Source organism: Pseudomonas sp. TE12508 (assembly GCF_056279485.1).
Window position 1 is genome coordinate 25103 of record NZ_JBWCCN010000029.1, and the last position, 25159, is coordinate 50261.

General features: G+C 58.4%; 21 protein-coding genes, 2 tRNA genes and 2 pseudogenes. 15 read left to right on the forward strand and 10 right to left on the reverse strand.

The features are described from left to right. Nucleotides 1–135: 135 nt before the first annotated feature. The 6 genes from ACZ9IM_RS29110 to hemA all read right to left on the reverse strand — a co-directional run bounded on the left by ACZ9IM_RS29110 (nt 136) and on the right by hemA (nt 5507). Nucleotides 136–654 (reverse strand): acyloxyacyl hydrolase, encoded by a 519-nt coding sequence (locus tag ACZ9IM_RS29110; protein ID WP_427627119.1) that lies wholly within the window; start codon nt 652–654, stop codon nt 136–138. A gap of 120 nt (nt 655–774) precedes the next feature. Then, complete coding sequence (murI, locus tag ACZ9IM_RS29115) at nt 775–1566, reverse strand: glutamate racemase (protein ID WP_427627117.1); 792 nt, start codon at nt 1564–1566, stop codon at nt 775–777. Further along, on the reverse strand, nt 1559–2314 hold the full coding sequence (locus tag ACZ9IM_RS29120) for a molybdopterin-synthase adenylyltransferase MoeB (RefSeq protein ID WP_427627115.1): 756 nt from the start codon (nt 2312–2314) through the stop codon (nt 1559–1561). Before ACZ9IM_RS29120 ends, murI begins: the two co-directional genes overlap by 8 nt. Continuing rightward, nucleotides 2308–3138 carry a peptide chain release factor N(5)-glutamine methyltransferase gene (gene prmC / locus ACZ9IM_RS29125; RefSeq protein ID WP_427627113.1) on the reverse strand — a complete coding sequence of 277 codons (831 nt, stop codon included), beginning with the start codon at nt 3136–3138 and terminating at the stop codon, nt 2308–2310. Before prmC ends, ACZ9IM_RS29120 begins: the two co-directional genes overlap by 7 nt. Then, a complete protein-coding gene (prfA, locus tag ACZ9IM_RS29130; protein WP_095051167.1) occupies nt 3139–4221 on the reverse strand; it encodes a peptide chain release factor 1 in 1083 nt (360 codons plus the stop codon). Continuing rightward, a complete protein-coding gene (hemA, locus tag ACZ9IM_RS29135; RefSeq protein WP_476225736.1) occupies nt 4218–5507 on the reverse strand; it encodes a glutamyl-tRNA reductase in 1290 nt (429 codons plus the stop codon). Before hemA ends, prfA begins: the two co-directional genes overlap by 4 nt. Before the next feature lie 235 nt (nt 5508–5742). Here hemA and ACZ9IM_RS29140 point away from each other — a divergent pair, with 235 nt between their 5' ends. From ACZ9IM_RS29140 to ACZ9IM_RS29180, 9 genes are all read left to right on the forward strand, one after another. Continuing rightward, a complete protein-coding gene (locus ACZ9IM_RS29140; protein ID WP_427627108.1) occupies nt 5743–7467 on the forward strand; it encodes a tetratricopeptide repeat protein in 1725 nt (574 codons plus the stop codon). Nucleotides 7468–7471: 4 nt separating this feature from the next. Beyond that, a complete protein-coding gene (lolB, locus tag ACZ9IM_RS29145) occupies nt 7472–8089 on the forward strand; it encodes a lipoprotein insertase outer membrane protein LolB (protein WP_048397742.1) in 618 nt (205 codons plus the stop codon). A 2-nt stretch (nt 8090–8091) separates the two neighbouring features. Beyond that, entirely contained in the window at nt 8092–8943 is an 852-nt protein-coding gene (gene ispE / locus ACZ9IM_RS29150; RefSeq protein WP_123501319.1) for a 4-(cytidine 5'-diphospho)-2-C-methyl-D-erythritol kinase, read from the forward strand. 37 nt (nt 8944–8980) lie between these two features. Further along, a tRNA-Gln gene (locus ACZ9IM_RS29155) sits at nt 8981–9055 on the forward strand. 46 nt (nt 9056–9101) lie between these two features. Next, nucleotides 9102–10043 carry a ribose-phosphate pyrophosphokinase gene (locus tag ACZ9IM_RS29160; protein ID WP_003171603.1) on the forward strand — a complete coding sequence of 314 codons (942 nt, stop codon included), beginning with the start codon at nt 9102–9104 and terminating at the stop codon, nt 10041–10043. Between the two features lie 142 nt (nt 10044–10185). Further along, a complete protein-coding gene (locus ACZ9IM_RS29165) occupies nt 10186–10785 on the forward strand; it encodes a 50S ribosomal protein L25/general stress protein Ctc (protein WP_429429614.1) in 600 nt (199 codons plus the stop codon). Nucleotides 10786–10953: 168 nt separating this feature from the next. Then, nucleotides 10954–11538, forward strand: coding sequence for an aminoacyl-tRNA hydrolase (pth, locus tag ACZ9IM_RS29170; protein WP_008074178.1), 585 nt, complete (start codon nt 10954–10956; stop codon nt 11536–11538). 23 nt (nt 11539–11561) lie between these two features. Beyond that, nucleotides 11562–12662, forward strand: coding sequence for a redox-regulated ATPase YchF (gene ychF / locus ACZ9IM_RS29175; protein ID WP_008011955.1), 1101 nt, complete (start codon nt 11562–11564; stop codon nt 12660–12662). A 312-nt stretch (nt 12663–12974) separates the two neighbouring features. Further along, nucleotides 12975–13988 carry a 1-aminocyclopropane-1-carboxylate deaminase gene (locus ACZ9IM_RS29180; protein WP_476225737.1) on the forward strand — a complete coding sequence of 338 codons (1014 nt, stop codon included), beginning with the start codon at nt 12975–12977 and terminating at the stop codon, nt 13986–13988. A 15-nt stretch (nt 13989–14003) separates the two neighbouring features. Here the strand turns inward: ACZ9IM_RS29180 and ACZ9IM_RS29185 are convergent, their stop codons facing one another. Further along, on the reverse strand, nt 14004–15221 hold the full coding sequence (locus ACZ9IM_RS29185) for an MFS transporter (protein WP_427627470.1): 1218 nt from the start codon (nt 15219–15221) through the stop codon (nt 14004–14006). Between the two features lie 324 nt (nt 15222–15545). Between ACZ9IM_RS29185 and ACZ9IM_RS29190 the strand changes: the two genes are divergently transcribed. From ACZ9IM_RS29190 to ACZ9IM_RS29210, 5 genes and pseudogenes are all read left to right on the forward strand, one after another. Next, nucleotides 15546–17603 carry a methyl-accepting chemotaxis protein gene (locus ACZ9IM_RS29190; protein WP_427627468.1) on the forward strand — a complete coding sequence of 686 codons (2058 nt, stop codon included), beginning with the start codon at nt 15546–15548 and terminating at the stop codon, nt 17601–17603. Between the two features lie 116 nt (nt 17604–17719). Beyond that, nucleotides 17720–17796: transfer RNA gene (locus ACZ9IM_RS29195), tRNA-Met, on the forward strand. Nucleotides 17797–17945: 149 nt separating this feature from the next. After that, complete coding sequence (gene ggt, locus ACZ9IM_RS29200) at nt 17946–19790, forward strand: gamma-glutamyltransferase (RefSeq protein WP_427627466.1); 1845 nt, start codon at nt 17946–17948, stop codon at nt 19788–19790. A gap of 274 nt (nt 19791–20064) precedes the next feature. After that, nucleotides 20065–20364: pseudogene (locus ACZ9IM_RS29205) on the forward strand (type II toxin-antitoxin system HigB family toxin); the annotation flags it as partial. Between the two features lie 6 nt (nt 20365–20370). After that, a complete protein-coding gene (locus tag ACZ9IM_RS29210; protein WP_427627498.1) occupies nt 20371–20742 on the forward strand; it encodes a helix-turn-helix domain-containing protein in 372 nt (123 codons plus the stop codon). A 36-nt stretch (nt 20743–20778) separates the two neighbouring features. On the opposite strand, the gene ACZ9IM_RS29215 is transcribed toward ACZ9IM_RS29210, so the two are convergent. From ACZ9IM_RS29215 to ACZ9IM_RS29225, 3 genes and pseudogenes are all read right to left on the reverse strand, one after another. Then, on the reverse strand, nt 20779–21210 hold the full coding sequence (locus ACZ9IM_RS29215; protein ID WP_225602937.1) for a methyl-accepting chemotaxis protein: 432 nt from the start codon (nt 21208–21210) through the stop codon (nt 20779–20781). A gap of 108 nt (nt 21211–21318) precedes the next feature. Continuing rightward, a pseudogene (locus ACZ9IM_RS29220) lies at nt 21319–22143 on the reverse strand (PAS domain-containing protein); the annotation flags it as partial. 70 nt (nt 22144–22213) lie between these two features. Next, nucleotides 22214–23527: an MFS transporter gene (locus tag ACZ9IM_RS29225; protein WP_427627464.1), complete on the reverse strand. Its 1314-nt coding sequence runs from the start codon at nt 23525–23527 to the stop codon at nt 22214–22216. Between the two features lie 281 nt (nt 23528–23808). Here ACZ9IM_RS29225 and ACZ9IM_RS29230 point away from each other — a divergent pair, with 281 nt between their 5' ends. After that, a complete protein-coding gene (locus ACZ9IM_RS29230) occupies nt 23809–24984 on the forward strand; it encodes a hypothetical protein (RefSeq protein ID WP_427627463.1) in 1176 nt (391 codons plus the stop codon). Nucleotides 24985–25159 lie beyond the last annotated feature (175 nt).

Sequence of the window (25159 nt, forward strand, 5' to 3'; positions counted from 1 at the left end):
CGAATACAGCAGGCCATGAAGATCCAATGTGGGAGCGGGCTTGCTCGCGAAAGCGGATTGTCAGTCAACATCAATGTTGAATGTTAAATCGCATTCGCGAGCAAGCCCGCTCCCACATTAAAAGTGCAGTAATGCTTACAACGGCATCGTGTAATGCAGCGAGTAACTCTCTACGCCATCGTTCGGGCTGCTGATCCCGGCATTGGAATAGTGCGTGGCGCGAATCCCGACTTCATGTCCGCCGGTAAAGCGCAGACCAAACCCGAAACGATCTTCGAACTGAAAGGCCCCGCCAAGTTTGTTGTCTTCGACTTCAGTGTTGGCAAACACCGCGATACCGATACCCGCTTCAACGTAGGGTTTGATGGTCTCACCGGCAAACTCATACACCAGTACCGGCGAGAACGACACACTGTGATTGCTCGACGTTTCATCGCCCTCCCAGTAGGTGTAAGCGCCGCTCCAATAACCGGTCAAGCGACCGATATCACTCTGCAGCCAACTCTTGTCCCAGTCGAATTGCATGCCCAGTCGGTAAGTCATGGTCGAATCGCTGGTCTGGCCGACCCCGAACTCCACCCCTGCTGCCTGCGCGGTAAAACTGTGCCCCATCAATGCGGTCGCAATCGCGGCCAAGCAGAATAGTCGCTTCATTAGAAACATCCTTTTCCGAACAATTTCGTATGGTTTTTATGCTGTCCAACAGACAAAGCTATAGAAGTTGAAGCTTGATCAGAAGTTCAGCTCAATTATTCGTTTCTTTATATTTTTTATCTACAAGTCGAAGCTTTGCACAACACCCGTCGAATGCCACAAAACCGGCAAGATATTTCTGAAATGTTCCGGATCCGCACTCGACCAGAACCGGGTAGCGCGAGCAGGTCCCTCGGCCAGCAACTCACGCTCGGCCAACAATCGTTGAAGCTGCCGTGCCACAGCGGCACCGGTATCGATCAGGCTGATGTTCTGGGGGATCATCTGCTTAAGCAGCGGCTTTAGAAAGGGATAATGCGTGCAGCCAAGAATGATCGTGTCTGCCCCGGCAGCCAGCAGCGGATCGACATACCCCTGCAGCAACTGACGCAATGCCTCGCTGTGCAAATCGCCATTTTCAATCAGCTCCACCAGTCCGGGGCATGGCTGGGTGATGACTCGCACATCGGCGGCGAAACGGTCGAGCAAGGCGGCGAACTTCGCACTCTGTAAAGTGCCGGTGGTGGCGAGTACGCCAACTACACCACTGCGCGTCGCCGCAGCCGCCGGTTTGACCGCGGGCTCCATACCGACGATGGGCCACTCGGGGAAATCGCGCCGCAAGTCCGCAACGCCTGCGACGGTCGCGGTGTTGCAAGCGAGCACCAGTGCCTTGGCGCCCTGCTGCTGAAAGAACTGCGCCATGACACTGCAACGCTGACTGATGAATGCCGGTGATTTCTCACCGTAGGGAATATTCCCGCAATCGCCGAGGTACAAAAGAGACTCGTTGGGCAGCAACTGCTGGATCTCGGCCAGCACAGAAAGTCCACCGACGCCGGAATCGAATACAGCAATCGGCGCTTCACGCATGGCTTGACCCGCAGACGCTGCAGCCTGGATCACGCTTGACCCGCAATTCACGGAAGCGCGTGCCCAAGGCATCGATCAATAACAGGCGCCCCACCAGCGGTTCGCCGAACCCCACCAGCAACTTCAGCGCTTCGAGGGCTTGCAGGCTACCGACCAGGCCCACCAGCGGACCGAGTACGCCGGCCTCGCTGCAAGTCAGCTCGGCTTCGCTGCCGTGCCCGTATAAACAGTGGTAGCAAGGGCTTTCCGGACGACGGGAGTCGAAGACCGACAATTGCCCTTCCAGCCGAATCGCCGCACCGCTGACCAGCGGTTTGCGCGCAGCCACACACGCGGCGTTGACCGCTTCGCGGGTGGAAAAATTATCGGAACAGTCCAGCACCAGATCCACCGCTGCAACGGCCGCCGCCAGGGAGTCTTCATCCAGGGCGGTGCGATGGGCAATAAGCTTAAGCTCGGGATTGATCGCGGTCAGGCGCCGGGTCGCTGAATCGACCTTGCTCAGGCCGACGCTGTCGGTGTCGTGAACGATCTGACGTTGCAGATTGGTCAGATCGACCGTGTCGAAGTCCGCCAGATGCAACTCACCGACACCGGCCGCCGCCAGGTACAGCGCCACCGGCGAGCCAAGACCGCCGAGACCAACAATCAGCACACGGCTTTCCTTGAGTCGTAGCTGGCCGTCGATGTCGACGTGTTGCAGCAGAATCTGCCGGCTATAGCGCAATAATTCCTGATCATTCAGCACGGCAAGCGCCCCAGACTGATGCGTTCGTGACCGCCCAGATCGGTGCGGCTGTGGACCTCTGCAAAGCCGCGGGTCAGCAGCAAATCGCGCACGGCCTCGGCTTGATCGTAACCGTGTTCGAGCATCAACCAGCCACCTGCCTCAAGATGATCCGGTGCCTGATCGACGATCAGACGTAAATCGTCGAGCCCATCGACGCCGGCCACCAGGGCACTGGCCGGTTCGAAGCGCACGTCGCCCTCCGCCAGATGCGGATCGGTCGAAGCAATGTAGGGCGGATTGCTGATGATCAATTGAAAGCGCTGGCCTTCCAAAGCGCTGAACCAATGGCTACTCAGCACTGTGGCGTTGTTCAGGTGCAGCCGCTGGCGATTGCGCTCGGCCAGGGCCACGGCTTCCAGCACGCGATCCACGGCGGTGACTTTCCAGGCCGGACGCTCGCTGGCCAGCGCCAGGGCAATGGCGCCGCTGCCGGTGCCCAAATCGAGCACCAAGGCCTGTGTGGCCGGCAACAGTTCCAGCGCGGTTTCTACCAGCAATTCGGTGTCGGGACGCGGAATCAGCGTGTGAGGCGCGACTTCCAGGTCGAGTTTCCAGAAGCCCTGCTGCCCCAGAATGTAAGCCACCGGCTCACCGCTACGGCGGCGCTGCAGGTACTCGGCAAACTTCAGGGCTGCTTCGCTCGGGACGATACGCTCAGGCCAGGTGTGCAGAAAGCTGCGGGATTTACCCAAGGCAGCCGCCAGCAGCAATTCGGCATCCAGACGCGCGGTGGGCGAGTCGGGCAAATCAGCGGCGCGCAACAAACTGGCAATGATCGTCATTTACTCACCTATCGCTGCCAATTGGTCGGCCTGGTACTCGGCCAACAGCGGTTCGATCACCGCATCCACGCCACCGGCGAGAATTTCGTCGAGCGAATACAGCGTCAGGTTGACCCGGTGGTCGGTGACCCGGCCCTGGGCAAAGTTATAGGTGCGAATACGCTCGGAACGATCGCCGGAACCTACCAGCAATTTACGCTCGCTAGCGATGGCGTTCGCGGCGGCGCTGGTCTGCTGATCGTTAAGCTTGGCCGACAGCCAGGACATCGCCCGGGCGCGGTTCTTGTGCTGGGAACGTTCTTCCTGGCACTCGACGACAATGCCGGACGGCAAGTGCGTGATACGGATTGCCGAATCGGTCTTGTTGACGTGCTGACCACCGGCACCGGAGGAGCGATAGGTGTCGACCCGCAGGTCTGCCGGGTTGATCTCGATCGCTTCCTGCTCGTCCGGCTCGGGCAACACGGCCACGGTGCAGGCCGAGGTGTGGATGCGCCCCTGGGATTCAGTGGCCGGAACCCGCTGTACGCGATGCGCGCCGGATTCGAATTTCAGCTTGCCGTAAACGTTCTCGCCTTCGACCCGGGCAATGACTTCTTTATAGCCGCCGTGTTCGCCTTCATTCTCCGAGAGAATCTCTACTCGCCAGCCACGCCGTTCGGCGTAACGCGAATACATGCGGAACAGGTCGCCGGAGAAAATCGCTGCTTCGTCACCGCCGGTGCCGGCACGGATTTCGAGGAATACGTTGCGCCCGTCGTTCGGGTCTTTGGGCAGCAGCATGCGTTGCAGTTGGGCTTCGATTTCGATCAGTTGCTCTTTGGCTTCGCGGACTTCTTCCACGGCCATTTCGCGCATGTCCGGATCGCTGTCCTTGAGCAGCGCCTGAGCCCCTTCGAGGTCACCCTGCACTTTAAGCAGCTGTTTATAGGTGCCAACGATCGGCTCGACTTCCGCGTATTCCTTGGAATAGGTACGGAACTTGTTTTGATCGGAAATGACCTCGCCGTCGCCAAGCAGGGCGGTCAATTCCTCGAAACGGTCCTGGAGGATGTCCAGCTTATTGAGCAGTGACGCTTTCATTGCGGTTTCTTATCCGAAAAGCTATCCGATGAGCCCTCACCGAGGGCAAAGAGTTCCTGGGCCATGGCCAGCGCATCGAGGCGGCCTTCGGCAGAGAGCTTTTTCAACTGCACGCTCGGTGCGTGCAAGAGTTTATTGGTCAGGCCGCGGGCCAGTTGCACCAGCACGTCTTCGGCGCTGCTGCCATTGGCGAGCATGCGCTGGGCTTTGTGCAATTCTTCGTCACGCAGACGCTCGCTTTGTTGACGATAGGCCTTGAGCACATCCACCGCCGCCAGTTCGCGCAGGCGAACCATGAAATCTTCGGCACCGACCGACACCATCTCTTCGGCGGCTTGGGCTGCGCCCTGACGGCTCTTGAGGTTTTCGGCAACCACTTCGTGGAGATCGTCGACGCTGTACAGGTAAACGTCGTCCAACTCGCCGACTTCCGGTTCGATATCCCGAGGGACGGCGATATCCACCATGAAAATCGGCTTGTGCTTGCGCAATTTCAAGGCACTTTCCACCGCCCCTTTACCGAGAATCGGCAACTGGCTGGCGGTGGAACTGATGACGATGTCGCTGCGCACCAGTTCTGCCGGGATGTCCGAGAGCAGCACTGCGTGGGCGCCGAACTGCTCGGCCAGGATGCTCGCGCGCTCCAGGGTGCGGTTGGCGACCACGATTCGCTTGACCCCCAGCTCATGCAGATGGCGGGCGACCAGGGTGATAGTCTCGCCGGCGCCGATCAGCAAAGCCTGGCTGCGTTGCAAATCACTGAAAATCTGTTTCGCCAGGCTGACCGCGGCAAACGCCACGGACACCGGGTTTTCGCCGATGGCGGTGTCGGTCCGCACCTGTTTGGCCGCATTGAATGTGGCCTGGAACAGCCGCCCGAGCAGCGGACCGATGGTGCCGGCCTCGCGAGCGACAGCGTAGGCCGATTTCATTTGTCCGAGAATCTGCGGTTCACCCAACACCAGCGAATCGAGCCCGGAGGCAACCCGCATCATGTGACGAACTGCCGCATCATCTTCATGCACATAAGCGCACGCACGCAGCTCATCGAGGCTCAAATGATGATAATCGGCCAGCCAGCGCAATATGATGTCAGCCGAAAGGTGATCCTGTTCTATATACAGTTCACTGCGATTGCAGGTGGAGAGGATCGCAGCTTCGCGGCTGTCGGTGAGTCGGCAGAGCTGCTGCAAGGCCTCAACCAGCTGCTCAGGGGTAAAGGCCACGCGCTCGCGGACGTCTACTGAAGCAGTCTTGTGGTTAATACCGAGTGCAAGGAAGGCCATTCAAGGTCGCTGATGGTGACGTGAAGCCGACAATTGTCCTACTTCGACAGAGCCAGAACAACCACTCGATATCTATCGCGCCCGCAAGAGCTGCCGAAGGCTGCGATCCGTTCTCGTTTACAAGGGCGCCGGGCCTGCGGGGATTGCCCGCGCGGGTAAATTGGCCGGGCGGTTATGTTTGACCCAAGGCTTGTGTCATGATGATCCGACCGCAGGTTAGTCGTCCTTTTCCTATATGAATAGATCTTCCGCGTTGCTCCTCGCTTTAGTCTTCCTCAGCGGCTGCCAGGCCTTGGCGCCCGTTTCATCGGACGGTACGCCGCCGGTCGAAGACAGCACTCCGCCCCCTGAAAAGCCCAAGGTTTACAGCTCGTTCAGCGAAGAAACCATCTTCAGCCTGTTGAGCGCCGAACTCGCTGGCCAGCGCAATCGTTACGACATTGCCCTAGACAACTACGTGACCCAGGCCATCAATACCCAGGATCCGGGCATCTCCGAGCGGGCATTTCGCATTGCCGAGTATCTGGGTGCCGATCAGGCTGCCCTCGACACCGCACTGGTCTGGGCCAAAAACGCCCCGGACGATCTCGAGGCGCAACGGGCGGCTGCCGTGCAACTCGCCCGCGCCGGGCGTTACGACGACTCCATGGTCTATATGGAGAAAGTCCTGCAAGGCAAAGGCGACACGCATTTCGATTTTCTCGCCCTGTCCGCAGCCGATACCGACCAAGAAACTCGCAACGGTCTGATGAAAGGTTTTGACCGCTTGCTGCAGCGCCATCCGCACAACAACCAGCTGATTTTTGGCAAGGCCTTGTTGCTGCAACAGGACGGCGATGCCAAGGGCGCCCTGACCCTGCTCGAAGACAATCCGCCTGACGAGGGCGAAATAGCGCCGATCCTGCTGCGCGCGCGCCTGCTGCAAGGGCTCAACCGTGGCGATGAAGCCTTGCCGCTGCTGCAAAAAAGCATCAAGAAGTACCCGGACGACAAACGCCTGCGCCTGACTTACGCGCGCATGCTGGTTGAACAGGACCGCATGGACGACGCCAAGGTCGAGTTCTCGAGCCTGGTGCAGCAATACCCCGAAGACGACGAATTGCGTTATTCCCTGGCACTGGTCTGCCTGGAAGCCAAAGCCTGGGACGAAGCCAAAGGCTACCTGGAAGATTTGATCGCCCGGGAAAGCCATGTCGACTCGGCACACTTGAACCTGGGGCGCATTGCCGAAGAGCGTAACGACCCGCAGGGCGCATTGATTGAATACGCCCAGGTCGGGCCGGGCAACGATTACCTGCCGGCGCAATTGCGTCAGGCCGATATTCTGATGAACAACGGCAAGACCGCCGAAGCCCAAAGCCGTCTGGCAGCGGAGCGCGGCGAGCAACCTGATTACGCGATCCAGTTGTATCTGATCGAAGCCGAAACCTTGTCCGCCAACAAACAGGGCGACAAGGCCTGGAAAGTCTTGCAGCAAGCCCTGCAGCAATACCCGGACGACCTGAATCTGCTGTATACCCGGGCCATGCTGGCAGAAAAACGCAATGACCTGGCGCAGATGGAAAAAGATCTGCGACTGATCATCAAGCGCGATCCGAACAACGCGATGGCGTTGAACGCCCTCGGCTACACCCTGTCCGACCGCACCACACGCTACGCCGAAGCCAAGGCCTTGATCGAACAGGCGCACCAGATCAACCCTGAAGACCCGGCCGTCCTGGACAGCCTCGGATGGGTCAATTTCCGCCTGGGCAACCTCGATGAAGCCGAGCGCTATTTGCGCCAGGCGCTGGAGCGCTTCCCCGATCAGGAAGTTGCCGCGCACCTGGGCGAAGTCCTGTGGGCCAACGGCAAACAACGCGAAGCCAAGCAAATCTGGAGCAAGTTCCTCAAGGAACAACCCGACAGCCCTACCCTGCGCGGCACCATCAAACGCCTGACCGGATCAGAGACTCTTTAAAATTATGTTTTTGCGCCACCTCATTATTTTCAGCTTCATTGCCCTGCTCGCCGGTTGCGCGGGCTTCGTTGCCCGCGAATCGGTCCAGGGTCAAGGCAACAAGGCCCAATGGCGCGAGCACAAACAGCAACTGACCGGCCTCGACGGCTGGCAGATCAACGGCAAAATCGGCATCCGCGCGCCAAAAGATTCGGGCAGCGGCACGTTGTTCTGGCTGCAACGCCAGGATTACTACGACATCCGCCTTTCCGGTCCGCTGGGTAGGGGCGCGGCCCGTTTGACCGGTCGTCCGGGTAAAGTCTCGCTGGAAGTGGCCAATCAGGGCCGCTATGACGCGCAGACCCCGGAAGCCCTGGTTGAAGAACAACTGGGCTGGAAATTGCCGGTATCCCATCTGGCATGGTGGGTTCGCGGGCTCCCGGCCCCGGACAGCAAAAGTCGCCTGACCCTCGACGTCGACAGCCGTCTGGCCAATCTCGAACAGGATGGCTGGCAGGTCGAGTACCTCAGTTATGCCGAGCAAAACGGCTACTGGCTGCCCGAGCGGATCAAACTGCATGGCACCGACCTTGATGTCACGTTGGTGATCAAGGAATGGCAACCACGCAAACTGGGGCAGTGAACATGACTGCGCCACGCCTGACATTGCCCTCGCCCGCCAAGCTCAACTTGATGCTGCACATCCTCGGTCGTCGCGAAGACGGTTACCACGAGTTGCAGACGATTTTTCAGTTCCTCGATTACGGCGATGAAATCACCTTCGCCGTTCGCGACGATGGCGTGATTCGGTTGCACACCGAATTCGCCGACGTCCCTCACGACAGCAACCTGATAGTCAAAGCCGCAAAAAAACTTCAGGCGCAATCCGGTTGTTCGCTGGGTGTCGACATCTGGATCGAAAAAATCCTGCCCATGGGCGGTGGAATCGGTGGCGGCAGTTCGAATGCGGCAACCACGTTGCTGGGCCTCAATCATCTTTGGCAACTGGGTTGGGATGAGGATCGACTGGCCGCGCTGGGCCTTACGCTTGGCGCCGACGTCCCGGTTTTCGTGCGTGGGCACGCGGCTTTCGCCGAGGGTGTGGGGGAAAAACTCACCCCTGTAGAGCCCGAAGAACCGTGGTATCTCGTACTGGTGCCGCAAGTATCTGTAAGTACAGCAGAAATTTTTTCAGATCCACTGTTGACACGTAACACTCCTCCCATTAAAGTGCGCCCCGTTCCCAAGGGAAACAGTCGAAATGACTGCTTGCCGGTGGTAGCAAGGCGTTATCCAGATGTACGTAACGCATTGAATTTGTTAGGTAAATTTACCGAAGCAAAACTCACCGGAACTGGAAGTTGTGTGTTTGGGGGCTTCCCAAGCAAAGCTGAAGCTGATAAAGTCTCGGCCCTTCTGACAGAGACCCTTACAGGGTTTGTAGCAAAAGGAAGCAACGTTTCGATGTTGCATCGCAAGCTGCAAAGTCTGCTCTAAAAGGAATCGGGTACTGGGTACTCGTTGCAACAGATACAGGGGCGTCGCCAAGCGGTAAGGCAGCAGGTTTTGATCCTGCCATGCGTTGGTTCGAATCCAGCCGCCCCTGCCATTTTTCTATACTCATCCAGGTTACCCTCAGCCTTCAGGTACTGCGCGTGTCCAAGATGATGGTCTTTACGGGGAACGCTAACCCCGATCTGGCTCGGCGTGTTGTACGTCAGCTGCATATCCCTCTCGGTGACATCTCTGTCGGTAAGTTCTCCGACGGCGAAATTACTGCCGAGATCAATGAAAACGTTCGCGGTAAAGACGTTTTCATTATTCAGCCGACTTGCGCTCCGACCAACGATAACCTGATGGAACTGGTAGTGATGGCTGATGCCTTCCGCCGCTCCTCGGCTACTCGTATCACTGCTGTTATTCCTTACTTTGGTTATGCCCGTCAGGATCGCCGTCCGCGTTCCGCACGTGTGGCTATCAGCGCGAAAGTCGTTGCTGACATGCTTACCGTAGTCGGCATCGACCGTGTTCTCACGGTTGATTTGCATGCTGACCAGATTCAGGGCTTCTTCGATATTCCGGTAGATAACATCTACGGCTCCCCGGTATTGGTGGATGACATTGAAGATCAGCGCTTCGAAAACCTGATGATCGTGTCCCCGGACATTGGTGGCGTCGTGCGTGCACGGGCTGTTGCCAAATCCCTGGGCGTGGATCTCGGGATCATCGACAAACGCCGTGAGAAAGCCAATCACTCTGAAGTGATGCATATCATCGGTGATGTCGAAGGGCGTACCTGTATTCTGGTCGATGACATGGTCGATACCGCCGGCACTCTGTGCCACGCGGCCAAGGCCTTGAAAGAGCATGGCGCTGCCAAGGTTTTCGCCTACTGCACGCACCCTGTGCTGTCGGGTCGGGCGATCGAAAACATTGAAAATTCCGTGCTGGACGAGCTGGTGGTAACAAATACCATCCCGCTGTCCGCTGCAGCACAAGCCTGTGCGCGTATCCGTCAACTGGATATCGCGCCGGTAGTTGCCGAGGCGGTCCGCCGCATCAGCAATGAAGAATCGATCAGCGCGATGTTCCGTTAAGGGCCCTGCCCTTTTCATTACATCTCGTTGACGAAAAGCGCCCCGCCCCGGCATTCCTGTCGGGGCGGGGCTTTTTTGCCCATATCGCCTTTAGCGCTGGTCGCAAACGCTGGGGCGAATGTGGTTATTTTGGAGATACAACATGAACGATTTTACTCTGAATGCTGAAGTGCGTTCCGACCTGGGGAAAGGTGCGAGCCGCCGCCTGCGTCGTCTCGCAAGCCTGGTTCCAGCTGTAGTTTACGGTGGCGAAAAAGCCCCTGAATCCATCAGCATGCTGGCTAAAGAAGTTGCCAAACTGCTCGAAAACGAAGCGGCTTACAGCCACATCATCGAGCTGAACGTTGGCGGCACCAAGCAAAACGTAATCATCAAAGCCCTGCAGCGTCACCCGGCCAAAGGCCACGTGCTGCACGCCGACTTCGTACGCGTTGTAGCTGGCCAGAAACTGACCGCTATCGTGCCTGTACACTTCGTTGGCGAAGCTGCTCCGATCAAGAAAGGCGGCGAAATTTCGCACGTTGTTTCTGAAATCGAAGTTTCGTGCCTGCCGAAAGACCTGCCTGAATTCATCGAAGTTGACCTGGCTGATGCCGAAGTCGGCGCGATCATTCACCTGTCTGACCTCAAAGCCCCTAAAGGTGTTGAGTTTGTTGCTCTGGCTCACGGTAACGACCTGGCTGTTGCCAACGTTCACGCTCCACGTGTTGCTCCAGAAGCTACTGAAGGCGCAGCAGAGTAATTTCACTCTGTTCGCCGGAGTGACCGGAACATCGCGGACTAGAGCGTAGCGAGAAAGCGGGCGAGAACGCGGAGTTTACATAATGGTAAATGAGCACTTGTCGTCCACTTTCGCCGCACACACTGATCGCGGCGATGTTATCCATCACTTCAAGGAAGGGCCCCTATCGTGACTGCCATCAAACTGATCGTTGGCCTGGGAAATCCAGGCGCTGAATACGAACAGACCCGGCATAACGCAGGGGCCCTTTTTGTTGAGCGCATCGCACAAGCACAGGGCGTCAACCTTGTGGCCGATCGCAAATATTTCGGCCTGACCGGGCGCTATTCGCATCAGGGTCAGGATGTTCGTCTGCTGATTCCCACCACCTACATGAACCGCAGCGGCCAGGCCGTCGCGGCACTTGCCGGCTTCTTCCGCATCAAGCCTGAAGAAATCCTGGTGGCGCATGACGAACTCGATCTGCCTCCGGGCGTTGCCAAGCTCAAACAGGGCGGCGGCCATGGCGGTCACAACGGGTTGCGCGACATCATCGCGCAACTGGGCAATCAGAATACCTTTCACCGCTTGCGGCTTGGCATTGGCCACCCGGGCGTTGCCAGTATGGTTTCAAATTTCGTCCTGGGTCGTGCGCCACGCGCCGAACAGGAAAAACTCGATGCCAGCATCGACTTTGCCCTCGGCGTGCTGCCGGATATCCTCGCCGGGGAATGGAACCGCGCGATGAAAAACCTGCACAGCCAGAAGGCCTGACTCTAACTCCTCGGGGAAACACCATGGGATTCAATTGCGGCATCGTCGGCCTGCCTAACGTCGGCAAGTCCACCCTGTTCAACGCCCTGACCAAATCCGGGATCGCGGCCGAGAACTTCCCCTTCTGCACGATCGAGCCGAACACCGGCATCGTGCCGATGCCGGATCCGCGTCTGGAAGCCCTGGCAGCCATCGTCAATCCAAAGCGCATCCTGCCGACCACCATGGAATTCGTCGACATCGCCGGCCTGGTTGCCGGCGCCTCGAAAGGTGAAGGCCTGGGCAACAAGTTCCTCGCCAACATCCGCGAGACCGATGCCATCGCTCACGTGGTCCGCTGCTTCGAAGACGAGAACGTGATTCACGTCTCCAACAGCGTCGACCCGAAACGCGACATCGAGATCATCGACCTGGAACTGATCTTCGCCGACCTCGACAGTTGCGAGAAGCAACTGCAGAAAGTCGCCCGTAACGCCAAAGGTGGTGACAAGGACGCCGTAGTCCAGAAAGGCCTGCTGGAGCAGTTGATCGCTCACTTCACCCTCGGCAAGCCAGCGCGCACGCTGATGAAGAACATGGGCGCCGACGACAAAGCGGTGATTCGTGGCTTCCATCTGCTGACCACCAAGCCGGTCATGTACATCGCCAACGTTGCTGAAGACGGTTTCGAGAACAACCCGCTGCTGGACATCGTCAAAGCCATCGCCGAAGAAGAAGGCGCCATGGTGGTTCCGGTCTGCAACAAGATCGAAGCCGAAATCGCCGAACTGGAAGACGGTGAAGAGAAAGACATGTTCCTCGAAGCCCTGGGCCTCGAAGAGCCTGGCCTGAACCGCGTAATCCGCGCTGGCTACGAAATGCTGCACCTGCAGACCTACTTTACCGCCGGTGTCGAAGAAGTCCGCGCCTGGACCGTCCGCGTCGGTGCCACCGCACCACAAGCCGCTGGCGTGATCCACACCGACTTCGAAAAAGGCTTCATCCGCGCCGAAGTCATCGCCTACGACGACTTCATTCAGTACAAGGGCGAAGCCGGCACCAAAGAAGCCGGTAAATGGCGTCTGGAAGGCAAGGACTACATCGTTAAAGACGGCGACGTGATGCACTTCCGTTTTAACGTGTAACGGTGACCGTGGATTTACACGGACCTCGATAGACTGAAAATCCCCGTAATCACTCGCTGATACGGGGATTTTTGCGTCTTGGGCTCACGGGTTGTTGATCAGGAAGCTACCGGGTTGGATCATCTGCTCACCCCCAATTGGTCTGGAAGCGGCGACATACTGAAAACTGCCCCGTTGAAACTCGACATCGGGTACAGACCCTTCCTCGCAAGCAGTGAGTTTCACCGCAGATCGCCCCCCTGCGACACGCGTTCTCACACAGGCGCTCTGCTAGACTGAAAAAACGGCTTATCCGTGATCAGGGGAACCGTCATGCTGGAGACATTCGAGCGCTATCCACTCATGTTTGGCCCAACGCCGATCGAGAAACTGAATCGTCTATCGGCCTGTCTCGGTGGCAATATCGAACTCTATGCCAAACGTGAGGACTGCAACTCTGGACTTGCGTTTGGCGGCAACAAGATCCGAAAGCTGGAATACATCATTCCCGATGCAATCGCTTCGCAGGCAGACACGTTAGTGTCCATCGGTGGTGTCCAGTCGAACCACACGCGCCAGGTCGCAGCTGTCGCGGCCAAACTCGGTATGAAGTGCCGTCTCGTTCAAGAAAGCTGGGTTCCATTCCCGGATGCAGTCTACGACCGGGTTGGGAATATTCTGATGAGCCGCGTGCTGGGAGCGGAGATTGAATTCGTCGACGAAGGTTTCGATATCGGTATCCGCGAGAGCTGGGAGCGGGCGCTGGAGGACGTCAAGGCCAAAGGAGGCAAACCCTATGCTATTCCCGCCGGTGCGTCCATGCACAAATATGGAGGTCTCGGCTATGTCGGCTTCGCCGAAGAAGTACGCGAGCAAGAAGCCAGGATGGGGATCAAATTTGATTACATCATAGTCTGCACGGTGACTGGCTCCACCCATGCGGGCATGCTGGTGGGGTTCGCCAAGGATGGTCGTGCTCGCAATGTGATTGGTATTGACGCCTCTGCCACGCCTGAGCAAACCAGGGCACAAGTATTGGCAATCGCTCAGCATACGGCGCAGCTTGTTGGGCTTGGCCAGGAAATCACCGCTGACGATGTTGTCCTTAAAGAAGACTACGCCTATCCGGCCTACGGCATTCCATCAGAAGAAACCAACGCAGCCATCCGATTGTGCGCTCGCATGGAAGGCATGATGACGGACCCGGTCTACGAGGGAAAATCCATGCAAGGCCTCATTGATCTCGTCCGCCAGGGTTTTTTCCCGACGGGGTCGAAGGTACTTTATGCACATCTTGGCGGGGTACCAGCGATTAACGCGTATAGCTATATCTATCGAAACGGCTGACTTTGCCGGTCCGCCTCAGACTTTTCGGGTTCTTGGCAAGAAGATCGCCAACACCCCAAACAACGGCAAGAACGAACACAGGAAGTACACGTACTCGATGCCGTGGACATCCGCCAGATGCCCAAGCAATGCCGCGCCAATCCCGCCGAAACCGAACATCAGTCCGAAGAACACCCCGGCAATCATTCCGACGTTCCCTGGCACCAGCTCCTGGGCATACACCACAATGGCCGAGAACGCCGAGGCGAGGATGAATCCGATCACCACGCTCAGGATGCTGGTCCAGAACAGGTCCACATGGGGCAGCAGCAGCGTGAACGGTGCGACGCCAAGGATCGAGAACCAAATTACCGCCTTGCGCCCGATCTTGTCGCCGATCGGCCCGCCGAAGAAGGTCCCAGCCGCTACTGCACCGAGAAACAGGAACAGATGCAGCTGCGAGCTGGCCACCGACAGGTCGAATTTTTCAATCAGGTAGAACGTGAAGTAACTGGTCAGGCTGGCCATGTAGAAGTACTTGGAAAACACCAGAAGCCCGAGCACTACCAGTGCGCTGATCACCCGTCGTTTCGACAGGCCGTGAGTCGCTGCCTGACCTTGTTTGAGCTTGAACAGATTCAGATGGTTGGCGTACCAGCGACTGATCCGATACAGCACGAACAGCGCAAACAGCGCGAACAATCCGAACCAGGCCACATGACCCTGACCGTAGGGAATGATGATCGCCGCCGCCAGCAACGGCCCGAAAGCCGAGCCCGCATTACCGCCCACCTGAAACGTCGACTGCGCCAAGCCGAAACGCCCACCCGAAGCCAATCGCGCCACCCGAGAAGCTTCCGGGTGAAAGGTCGATGAACCGACACCGATCAACCCCGCCGCCAGCAGAATCATCGGAAAACTTCCGACCACAGACATCATCAGAATGCCGATCAATGTGCAGACGGTACCGGCCGGCAACAGCCAGGGTTTGGGATGACGATCAGTGTGGTAACCGACCCATGGTTGCAACAGCGAGGCCGTCAGTTGAAAAGTCAGGGTGATCAGGCCGATCTGGGTGAAGGTCAGGCCATAGCTGGCCTTGAGCATCGGATAGATCGACGGCAATACCGCCTGAATCAGGTCGTTGATCAAATGCGCCAGCGCCACCGCGCCGATGATGCGCATGACCAGCGGACTGTTTTGTGAAGTGGCGGGCGCCGACGTCGCGGCGGACTGAACGTTGCTGATGGCCATGAGAGTTTCCGTACTGCGGATGGGTGCGCACTGGCAGGTCGGTCAATGTGCCATTTTTCGGTGCGGTTGCGCCATCCCCTTAGCCTGCTAACGACTTCAAAAAAAGAAGGTGATAGCGCAAAGCCATGGTCTGAATCTTGCCTTGTTTGTCTGCTTCAACGCGGCCCCTTACAAAGGGAACCGAGAATGGGAAGTTTCGCTACAGAGTCGGCCGACAGAGCGGACCAAGGTGAACTTTCGAGGCCTTTTAGAAGGGCACAAGTCGCGGTCGCAATGACCTCGATGCACGCCAATGGGGCGTGGTGTCCAGAGGAGTCATGGGGCATGCAGGCTTTTTTATCACCGGGGATCGGGCTGCTGGGGCGATTCGGCTTCGCGCGCAAATTTCAGCTGCTGTTTCTGCTGTTTATCCTGCCACTCGCGGGCAGCCTGTGGATGATCGGCCAGGACCATCGTGACAAGTTGAGCCTGATCTCTGGCGAACGCGCCGGGGTTCGGCAATTGCTCGCCCTCGATGCGCTCGACAACCTGCTCGCCGCCCAGCGTGACCGCGCAGCTCGTTGGCGCGCCACCGAAACCAATCGCCAACCGACACCCGCAACCATCGCGGCGATGGCAGCGTTCGACGCGGTTCAGCCGGCCGTCGCTCAAGCCATTACGGACTTGGGCAATACCCTGAAAACCGAAGGCGCCGAGGGCCAAACCCTCACCCGCTATCAGGCTCTGCAAACCGCCCTCACCGGCCTGGACTCGAAAAGCCTGAGCAACGTCGGTTGGTGGCCAGACGGTTACGATCGCTTCACCCATGCCTTGAGTGCTCTGCAAGCCTTGCGCGAACAAATCGCCATGGACACTCGCCTGACCCTCGCACCGTGGCTCGAAACCTGGCTGCTGACGCAGATTTCCACTCAACACGCACCGGATCTGATCGAACGGGTCGGGCGTCTCGCCGCGGTCGGGCAAGCCTCAGTGGTATCCGGGCAGTTCACCCTGCAAAGCCGCCTGCAACTGCGGGACTTGCGCAGTCGCATCGGCGATGCGCGGGAGCAGCTTGCTAAAACGGCTGGCCTGCTGGAAACACGCCTGCCCAACGCCCTGCAAACCTGGGCCGGGCAATACCACGACAGCCTCAAGCACCTGGACGCCGGTTTGAAAGTGCTGGACGAGGGCGTCTTCGGCGGCAGCATCAACCTCAAGCCGGAAGACTTTGAACGCAGCCTCGACGCCCTCCTTGGCGACCTCGCCAAGTTGCGCCAGCAATCGTTGGTTTCCCTGGATCAACGACTGGATTATTACCACGGCTCGGCCATTCGCCAGTTCATTCTGGTGGCGACAATTTTTGGTTGCCTGCTGCTGGCCGCGCTGTACCTGTTTATCTGTTTACAGGCCTCGATCCGTCGCAGCGCCAGTGGCATCACACTCCTGGCCGAAGCACTGCGTGACGGCAACCTGAGCTTGCAAGTACCGGTGCAGGGCCGCGACGAACTGGCGGCGATCAGCACCGCTTTGAATGTTGCTGTGGTGCAACTGCGCAACAGTCTGTTGGGGGTCGATCACGAAACCCTGCAACTGAGCAACGCGGTGCGCGCGCTCAACGATCACTCCAGCGGCGCGCTAGGCGAAGTCGAGGCTCAGCAGTTGCAGATCAGTCAGATCGCCGCTGCGGCCACGCAATTGGCGGCGACCTCGCAAGGGGTCGCCCAGAGTTGCGAACAGGCCTCAGGCAGCGCTCAGCACACCCAGCGCATCGCCGCCGACAGCAGCCGAGACAGCCAACGCACGACAGCGAGTATTCAGCAGCTCAATCAGCGTTTGAACGACACCGCGGCGGCATTGGGTCGGGTCAGCGAGCAAGGACAGCAAATTCAGTTGGTGGTCGATACCATTCGCGGCGTCGCCGAGCAGACCAACCTGCTGGCCCTCAACGCCGCCATCGAGGCCGCACGGGCCGGCGAGCAAGGTCGTGGTTTTGCCGTAGTGGCCGATGAAGTGCGCAGCCTGTCGCAACGCACCCAGTCCTCCACTGCGCAAATCGCCGGTACCGTCGACAGTTTGCGCAGCACCGTCAATGAAGCGGTAAGCCTGATGGAAGCCGCTTGCGGCCAGGCACAATCGGACGCGCAAGCCGTCACGGGCCTCGGCGAGCGCCTGGGGGAAATCGCCAGCGCGGTGCAGAGCGTCACCGACACCCTGGCGCAGATCGCCACCGCTGTCGAAGAGCAAGCGAGCACCGCCGATGAAGTCAGCGGCAACATCCAGCAAGTCGATCAGGCGGCGGTACGCTTGCTTGAAGGCGCACGGGCGGTGAACCTGGCTGCGGACACCTTGAGTCAGGGCAGCAAGGCCTTGAGTGCGAATACCGGCAGATTTCAGCTCGGTTGACGCCATCCGCTGGCCCTATTTTTCGGGCCTGCGGGATAAGCGGTTGAAAGTGTGGAGAAATATTTTAAATTTACGCTTGACGCATCTTCGTTCCAGGTGAATAATGCGCGCCACTTGGCTACATAGCTCAGTTGGTTAGAGCATAGCATTCATAATGCTGGGGTCCGGGGTTCAAGTCCCTGTGTAGCCACCAAGTACTAAAAACGGCTTACCGAAAGGTAGGCCGTTTTTTTATGCCTCGAGAAAAGTGGCATTGTTTCAGGACAGCGGACCTGATTTGCGTCGCGTCTCCCAGGCCGATAAAGTCCCCGGACATTTTATCCCATGGACGGAGTGCCCCGCGTGTTCTCAGCCTTCCACTTGAGTCGCTATCGCCTGTCAGCTTTTTCGCTGATCGCCACCGCTTTAACCCTCGCCGCGTGTAATACCCTGCCCTCTTCGCCGCCAGTCTCTACTCTGCCGGTCGCGCCAGAAATCGCCTCCGGTTATCGCACCGACCTGCAGACCCGGCATGCCTCGAAACACATGGCCGCAGCGGCCAACCCGCTGGCAGCCGAAGCCGGGCGGGAGATGCTGCGTCAGGGCGGCTCGGCGATTGATGCGGCCATTGCCATGCAAGCGGTGTTGACGCTGGTCGAACCGCAATCATCGGGTATCGGCGGTGGCGCGTTGATTGTGCTGTGGGATGGCAAGGCTGTACGCACCTATGACGGGCGCGAAACCGCTCCGGCCGGCGCCACCGAGAAACTGTTCCTGCAAACCGACGGCAAACCGATGCCATTCACCCAGGCACAGATCGGCGGGCGCTCGGTGGGGACGCCGGGTGTATTGCGGGCGCTAGAGCTGGCCCATCAGAAACACGGTCGCCTACCGTGGACGAAGTTGTTCCAGCCCGCCATAGAACTGGCGGAACAAGGCTTCGCCATTTCGCCACGACTGCATCAGTTGATCGCGGCAGACGCGTTCATACAGCGCTCACCGGACATGGCCGCCTACTTTTTGAATGCCGATGGCAGCCCGAAAGCGATCGGTACACAGCTGAAAAACCCGGCACTGGCCGCAGTGTTCAAGCGCATCGCCAAGGAAGGTCCCGATGCCCTGTACAAAGGGCCAATCGCAAAAGAGATCATCGCCAAGGTTCAGGGCCACGCCAACCCCGGCAGCCTGTCGCTAAACGATCTTCAAGGCTACAAGGCCAAGGAACGCGCACCGTTATGCACCGACTACAAACGCTGGCAGGTTTGCGGCATGCCGCCACCGTCGTCGGGCGGGATCGCCGTGGCGCAAATTCTTGGCACCTTGCAGGCATTGGAATCCCGCGACCCGCGTTTTGCCCTGGCACCACTCAAGCCGCTCAAGACCAGCAAACCGGCAGGCATCGAACCCGCCCCAGAAGCTGTGCACCTGATCGCCGACGCCGAGCGCCTGGCTTACGCCGACCGAGCGCAGTATGTCGCCGACACCGACTTCGTACCTGTGCCGGTAAAAGGTCTTATCGACCCAACTTATCTGACCAGCCGCGCCTCCTTGATCGGCGATCGCAGCATGGGGCCGGCCAAACCCGGTACCCCGCCGGGCATTCGGGTTGCCTATGCGCCGGACCGCTCGCCACTGCGCATCTCCACCTCGCAAGTGGTGGCGGTCGATGACCAAGGCGGCGCTGTGTCCATGACCACCACCGTGGAGGCAGCATTTGGCTCGCACCTGATGGTCCAGGGTTTCCTGCTCAACAACCAGATGACCGACTTCTCGTTCATCCCCGAAGAAAACGGGCAAAAAGTCGCCAACCGTGTTGAACCGGGTAAACGCCCGCGCTCGTCCATGGCACCAACGCTGATCTTCGACCGTCAGAACGGCGAGTTCCTGGCCACCGTCGGCTCCCCCGGCGGCTCGCAGATCATCGAATACGTGGTCAAATCCACCATCGGCCTGCTCGACTGGAACCTCGACCCGCAAGCGGCCATCAGCCTGCCCAATTTCGGCAGCCGTAACGGCCCGACCGAACTGGAACAGGGTCAGTTCAGCACAGAGCTGATTCAGGCACTGAAGGACAAAGGGCACAACGTGAACGAGATCGACATGACCAGCGGGACTCAGGCGATTGTTCGGGTCAAGGATGCGCAGGGCAAAGCCGCGTTGGCCGGCGGGGCCGATCCGCGACGCGAGGGGGAAGCGTTGGGGGATTGAGTCGTACGCAGAAATAAGAAAAGGCTTACCGGGAGGTAGGCCTTTTTTTATTGGTGATGTCCCGTCCTGAATAAGTCTCTCGCGTAGCCTTTTCCTACCCTCAAATTGCTCTCCCTTGGATAGAGTGTGGAAACCACTCTTATCTCGTCTGTTCATCCACCTCATCAGATCAGCTATCGGGAGTGCCTGATTACAGGAGGCGAATTTACTCCCCACATGTCGGCTACTTCGCCACAAACTTGCACAAGTCCCACCACGGGACTAGGATCACGCCATGAGAATTATCGCCATCAGTCACCTGAAAAATTTTTGGGAGAGATACCCGGACTCAGAACAACCTTTCCTGGCCTGGATTGACGAAGCAAGGAAAGCGGACTGGAGGACGCCTGCTGACATCAAGGCGCATTTTGCCACCGCCAGCATTCTCAAAAGCCGCAGAGTCGTGTTTAACATCAAGGGCAATGACTTTCGGCTAGTCGTCGCGGTGGCCTACCGTTTCGGCGCCGTATACATAAAATTTGTCGGCACCCACAAGCAATACGATGGGATCGACGCTGATACCATCGAAATGGAATACCCCATGAACATTCATCCGATTCACACCGACGCGGACTATCGTGCAGCCCTCAAAAGCGTATCTGCACTATTCAACAATGAGCCTGAGCCGGGCACTCCCGAAGGCGATTACTTCGAGATCATGATTACCCTCATCGAGGCCTATGAATCGAAGCAGTTTCCTGTCGATCTGCCCACCCCGATCGACGCTATCAAATTTCGCATGGAGCAGTCCGGTCTGTCCGCGGCTGATCTGGCACCTGCCATTGGCCGGACAAACCGGGTTTATGAAGTGCTCAACGGTAAGCGTGCGTTGACGCTTCCGATGATCTGGAAGCTTCATGATCTATTTGGGATACCAGCCGAAAGCCTAATCAAGCCAGTGAAGCAGGCCTGATCTTTTTTAGGGCTACCGACACTTGGATTCAGGGCATCAAGTCGATAACTGATTGGCAAACTGCCCAACCGCGTTCACCACTTTCTGCGCCCCGTCCTGGATTTCGACGATCACTGTGCCCGCCTCCGCTGCCAGCGCCAGCCCCTGTTCGGCCTGGAGTTTGCCATCGGTCATCAGGGCCACGGCGTTGCGCGCCATGTCCTGGTTCTGGCGCACAACGCCGACAATTTCGTCGGTCGCCTGGCTGGTTCGCGAGGCCAGTTGCCGGACTTCATCAGCCACCACGGCAAAACCTCGACCCTGCTCACCGGCGCGAGCGGCTTCGATGGCCGCGTTGAGCGCCAGCAGGTTGGTCTGTTCGGCGATGCCACTGATGGTTTTGACGATGGTGCCGATCACCAGTGATTGCTCGTTCAGCGCCTCGATGCCTTCGCCAGCAGTTTGCATATGTTTGGCCAAGTCACGCATGACGTCCACCGCTTGAGTCACTACGGTGGTACCGCGCTGGGCGCTGCTGTCGGTTTGCAACGAGGTGCTGTAGGCGATGTTGGCCGCTTCGGCGACGGCCTGCTCCTGATTGACCTGATCGGTTATCACCGTAGCGAACTTGACCACTTTGTAGAGCTTGTTGTTGGCGTCGACAACTGGGTTGTAGGAAGCCTCCAGCCAGACCACGCGACCGTGGCTATCGATACGCTTGAAACGATCGGCCACAAATTCGCCGGCGTTCAAGCGGCGCCAGAAGTTCTGATACTCGGGGCTGTTGTATTCCTCTGGCTCACAGAAGGTGCGGTGATGTTTGCCCTGGACCTGCGCCAGACTGTAACCCATGCCGTTGAGAAACCGCTCGTTGGCCGTCAGCACGTTGCCATTGAGGTCGAACTCGATGACCGCCGTAGAGCGCACTAGCGCGCCGATCAGGTTCTCATGTTCACGAGACGCCTCGATGGTGCGGGTCAGGTCGCTGGAGTAAATCGAGAAGTGTTTGATACGGCCATCCGCGGAGCGCACCGGCTGCACGATCGACCGCAACCAGGCTTCGGCACCATTGCCCCGCAATAAACGAACCGTGCCGGCAAAATGCTCGCCACGGGTCAGCGCAGTCTTGAAGCGACGGTGGAATTCGTCCGACTTCACATGAACCGGGACGATGTCTTCGATGTGTCGGCCGATCAGTTCGTTGCCCTTGTAGAGCATTTCACCCATGAAGTTCTGGTTGACCGATTGAATCCTGCCATCGGAATCAAGGGTCAGGACCAGCATCTCGCTGTCCAGGCTCTCCTTGACTTGCTGAAGGCTGGAGAGTTCTTCGCGAAGAGCCGACAGCTCCTGCTTCAAGCGTTTGTTGAACATGGGAAGCACCGATGGACAAGGATAAAAAGCTGCATACAGCCTAGCCATCGGCTTTGGGGATATTTTCTGAAGAGTGTTTCAGGGTTGTCCTACAAAAATAGTGGCAACACGAACACCTTTATACCGCGCCGGCTACCGAACAGCGCCCAATTCGCGGTATTCGCGCGCCAAAGTACGCCGCACTGCTGATGCCCACCGCCCCCATCACTGCGCAGAAAATCACACAAATCCACGGACTCCACGGCATCAGACCGATCAACAACAGCGGTGTGACGCTGGCCCAGGCGGCGTAGGCAATGTTGTAGGTAAAGGAAATCCCCGAGACGCGAATCCGCGCCGGAAACAGGCTGACCATCACCGACGGCACTGCGCCGACGACCCCGCAAGAGAGGCCTGCCACTGCATAGGCCAGACCGAGCCACTGGCCTTCAATGATCAGGCAGGTGTAGAGCACGCCAATACCCAGAGGCAGCAGCAGGCTATACAGCATCACCGTGCGCCAAGCGCCGATGCGATCGACAAGCAGCCCCGCGAGAACACAGCCGATGTTCAGAAACACGATGCCCAAGGCACTCAGGGCGAAGGTATGACTGGCGGTCATGCCGAAGGTTTTTTGCATCATGGTCGGGGTAATGACCACGAACACCACCACGGCCGAGGTCAGCACGCAGGTGAGGATCATCGCCGGCAGCATCGCCAGGCGGTGCTCCCGCAGGACCGTGCGCAGCGGCAGTTCTACAGTAGCCTCGCGCTGGGCCTGCATCGCCATGAATACCGGGGTTTCGCTGAGCCAGCGACGCAGCCACACACCGATGACGCCAAACACACCGCCCAGCAGAAACGGGTAGCGCCAGGCGTAATCAAGGATTTCCGTCGGGGTGAACGTCTGAGCCAGAAATGTCGCCGTCAGGGCTCCGATCAAGTAGCCGAAAGTCAGCCCCGCCTGTAGGAAACCGAGGGCATAGCCGCGATGCCCGACCGGTGCATGCTCGGCCACGAACACCCAGGCGCTCGGCACTTCACCGCCCACCGCTGCGCCTTGCAGGACCCTCAGGGCCAACAGCAACAGCGGTGCGAAATAGCCGATCTGGGCGTAGGTCGGCATGATCCCGATCAGCAGACATGGCAACGCCATCATCAAGATGCTCAGGCTGAAAACCTTCTTACGCCCCAGTCGATCGGCGAAATGCGCCATCAGGATTCCACCCAACGGACGCGCCAGGTAGCCGGTAACGAAAATCCCGAAGCTTTGCAGCAGGCGCAGCCATTCGGGCATTTCGGGTGGGAAGAACAATTGGCTGAGGGTCAGCGCGAAAAATACGAAAATGATGAAGTCGTAGATTTCCAGCGCACCGCCAAGGGCTGCTAGCCCCAATGTTTTGTAGTCCGAGCGGGTGAAGGGCGTCGGGCGCGCGTCGGTGTTGGCAGTCATGGCAAAAAACTCTGGCAGGCAAAAAACCAAGGCGCCCATGGTCTACGCAAATGCGCTTGTGGACAACCCATCAGACCCTGGTCCCAAACACCCAAAACAACGTCAGCACTGGCCCACTCTTCCATCCCTCACTGCCAGCGCCCCGACGAAAGATGCTTTCGCGGATGAAGGATGCTCTCAGACTGGCGATCTTTTCATGTGGGTACTGGACCGTTCGACACAAGTAGTTTCAGTATGTACTCGCCCCGCCTCCGAGGGCTCACGCTGAAAAGGATCTGAGCATGTTAAAACTCGCAGGACTCACCCTGGCCGCACTCACCCTGAGTACCGCCGTCCACGCCGATGTCGATCTGAATCTGGGCAGTACCGAACGGGTCACCCGGCTGTTCTCCTACCCCAACAACTGCAACGTCATCTGCTATCGCAACTGGACGCTGGAGCAGACCGTCGAGCATTACCTGACCCAAAGCGTACAGCGCGATGGCTACAAAACCGCAAAAGTTCTGGTAAAGACCGACAACAATCAGCTCTACGCCAATATCAGCGGTGTACCCAAAGGCTATGACAAACCACTGACCGCATTGCTCCAGGCTGGGGATTTGGCTTACAACGGCGCCAGCAAACTGAGTGCCGATGGCAAATGGACCTATAACTGGTACTTGTTCCTTCCGCTGGGAATGGCGCTGGAAAACCGCAAAAGCGTCGAACTGCTGCACTTCCCGCCGGATTATTCCCTGACCCAGGCCCAGGATTACCTGGAGTCCAAGACCACCGACCGTTGGGCCACGCTGCTGACGAACAACGGCATTCCCGCCGACCAGACACCGGGCTATCAGACCATCATCGACATCGCGCCGATTGCCGCGCCGTCCAGCGCCGGCAAGGACCTTGAAGGCGTCTATGACTACTTCAAGGATTACCAGACCACCATGGTCAAGGAAGTCAGCCAGAACGCCAGCGGCGCAGCATTGCCAATGGTCGCCTTCGGCGCACCGGTACGTAACTGGATCAAGCAACAATATGGGCCGACCGTAGACGTGCTGGGCCTGGCAACCATCAGCCCGAGCGAGGGTGTGAAAGTACCCGTACTGGGTTCCAACCACCCGAGCTACATCTGGTACGCCGCCGATCCCGAGGCCTATAGCGGCAGCGATGCCCAGGCCAAGGCCGATGCTGCGGGGCTGAAAGTCATGGGGCAGGATTTAAGCGCCGCGTGCTGGCAGGCCGGGATGGGCAGCAAACCGGGCACTGACCCTACCGTTCAGCTGAAAAGCTGTACTCAGACCTGGCAAGTGACCCAGAAAGAAAAAACCTGCGAACTGTTCTACACCTCGATCCGCAACCTGACGCCTGAACAGGCCGTGGCCAAGTGCTCGACAGCGCAGGTCAAATCTCAGTTGAAACAGTTGAAGAGTCCAGCCCTTGTGACCTCCTCCGCCCCTGCTCCACACTTGTAAAACGATAAAGCTCTTTCTCGCGTGAGCCATGGCTGACGCGGAAAAGAGCCTTTTTCGCCTGTCATATTTGACAGTAGACTGATTGTTTCATTTGCGAGAATCTTGGGGCATACCATGTGCTGCAGGGCTGACAGGATGTCAGTAGACGGCGGTCGTAGCACTCGCCTGACAAGGA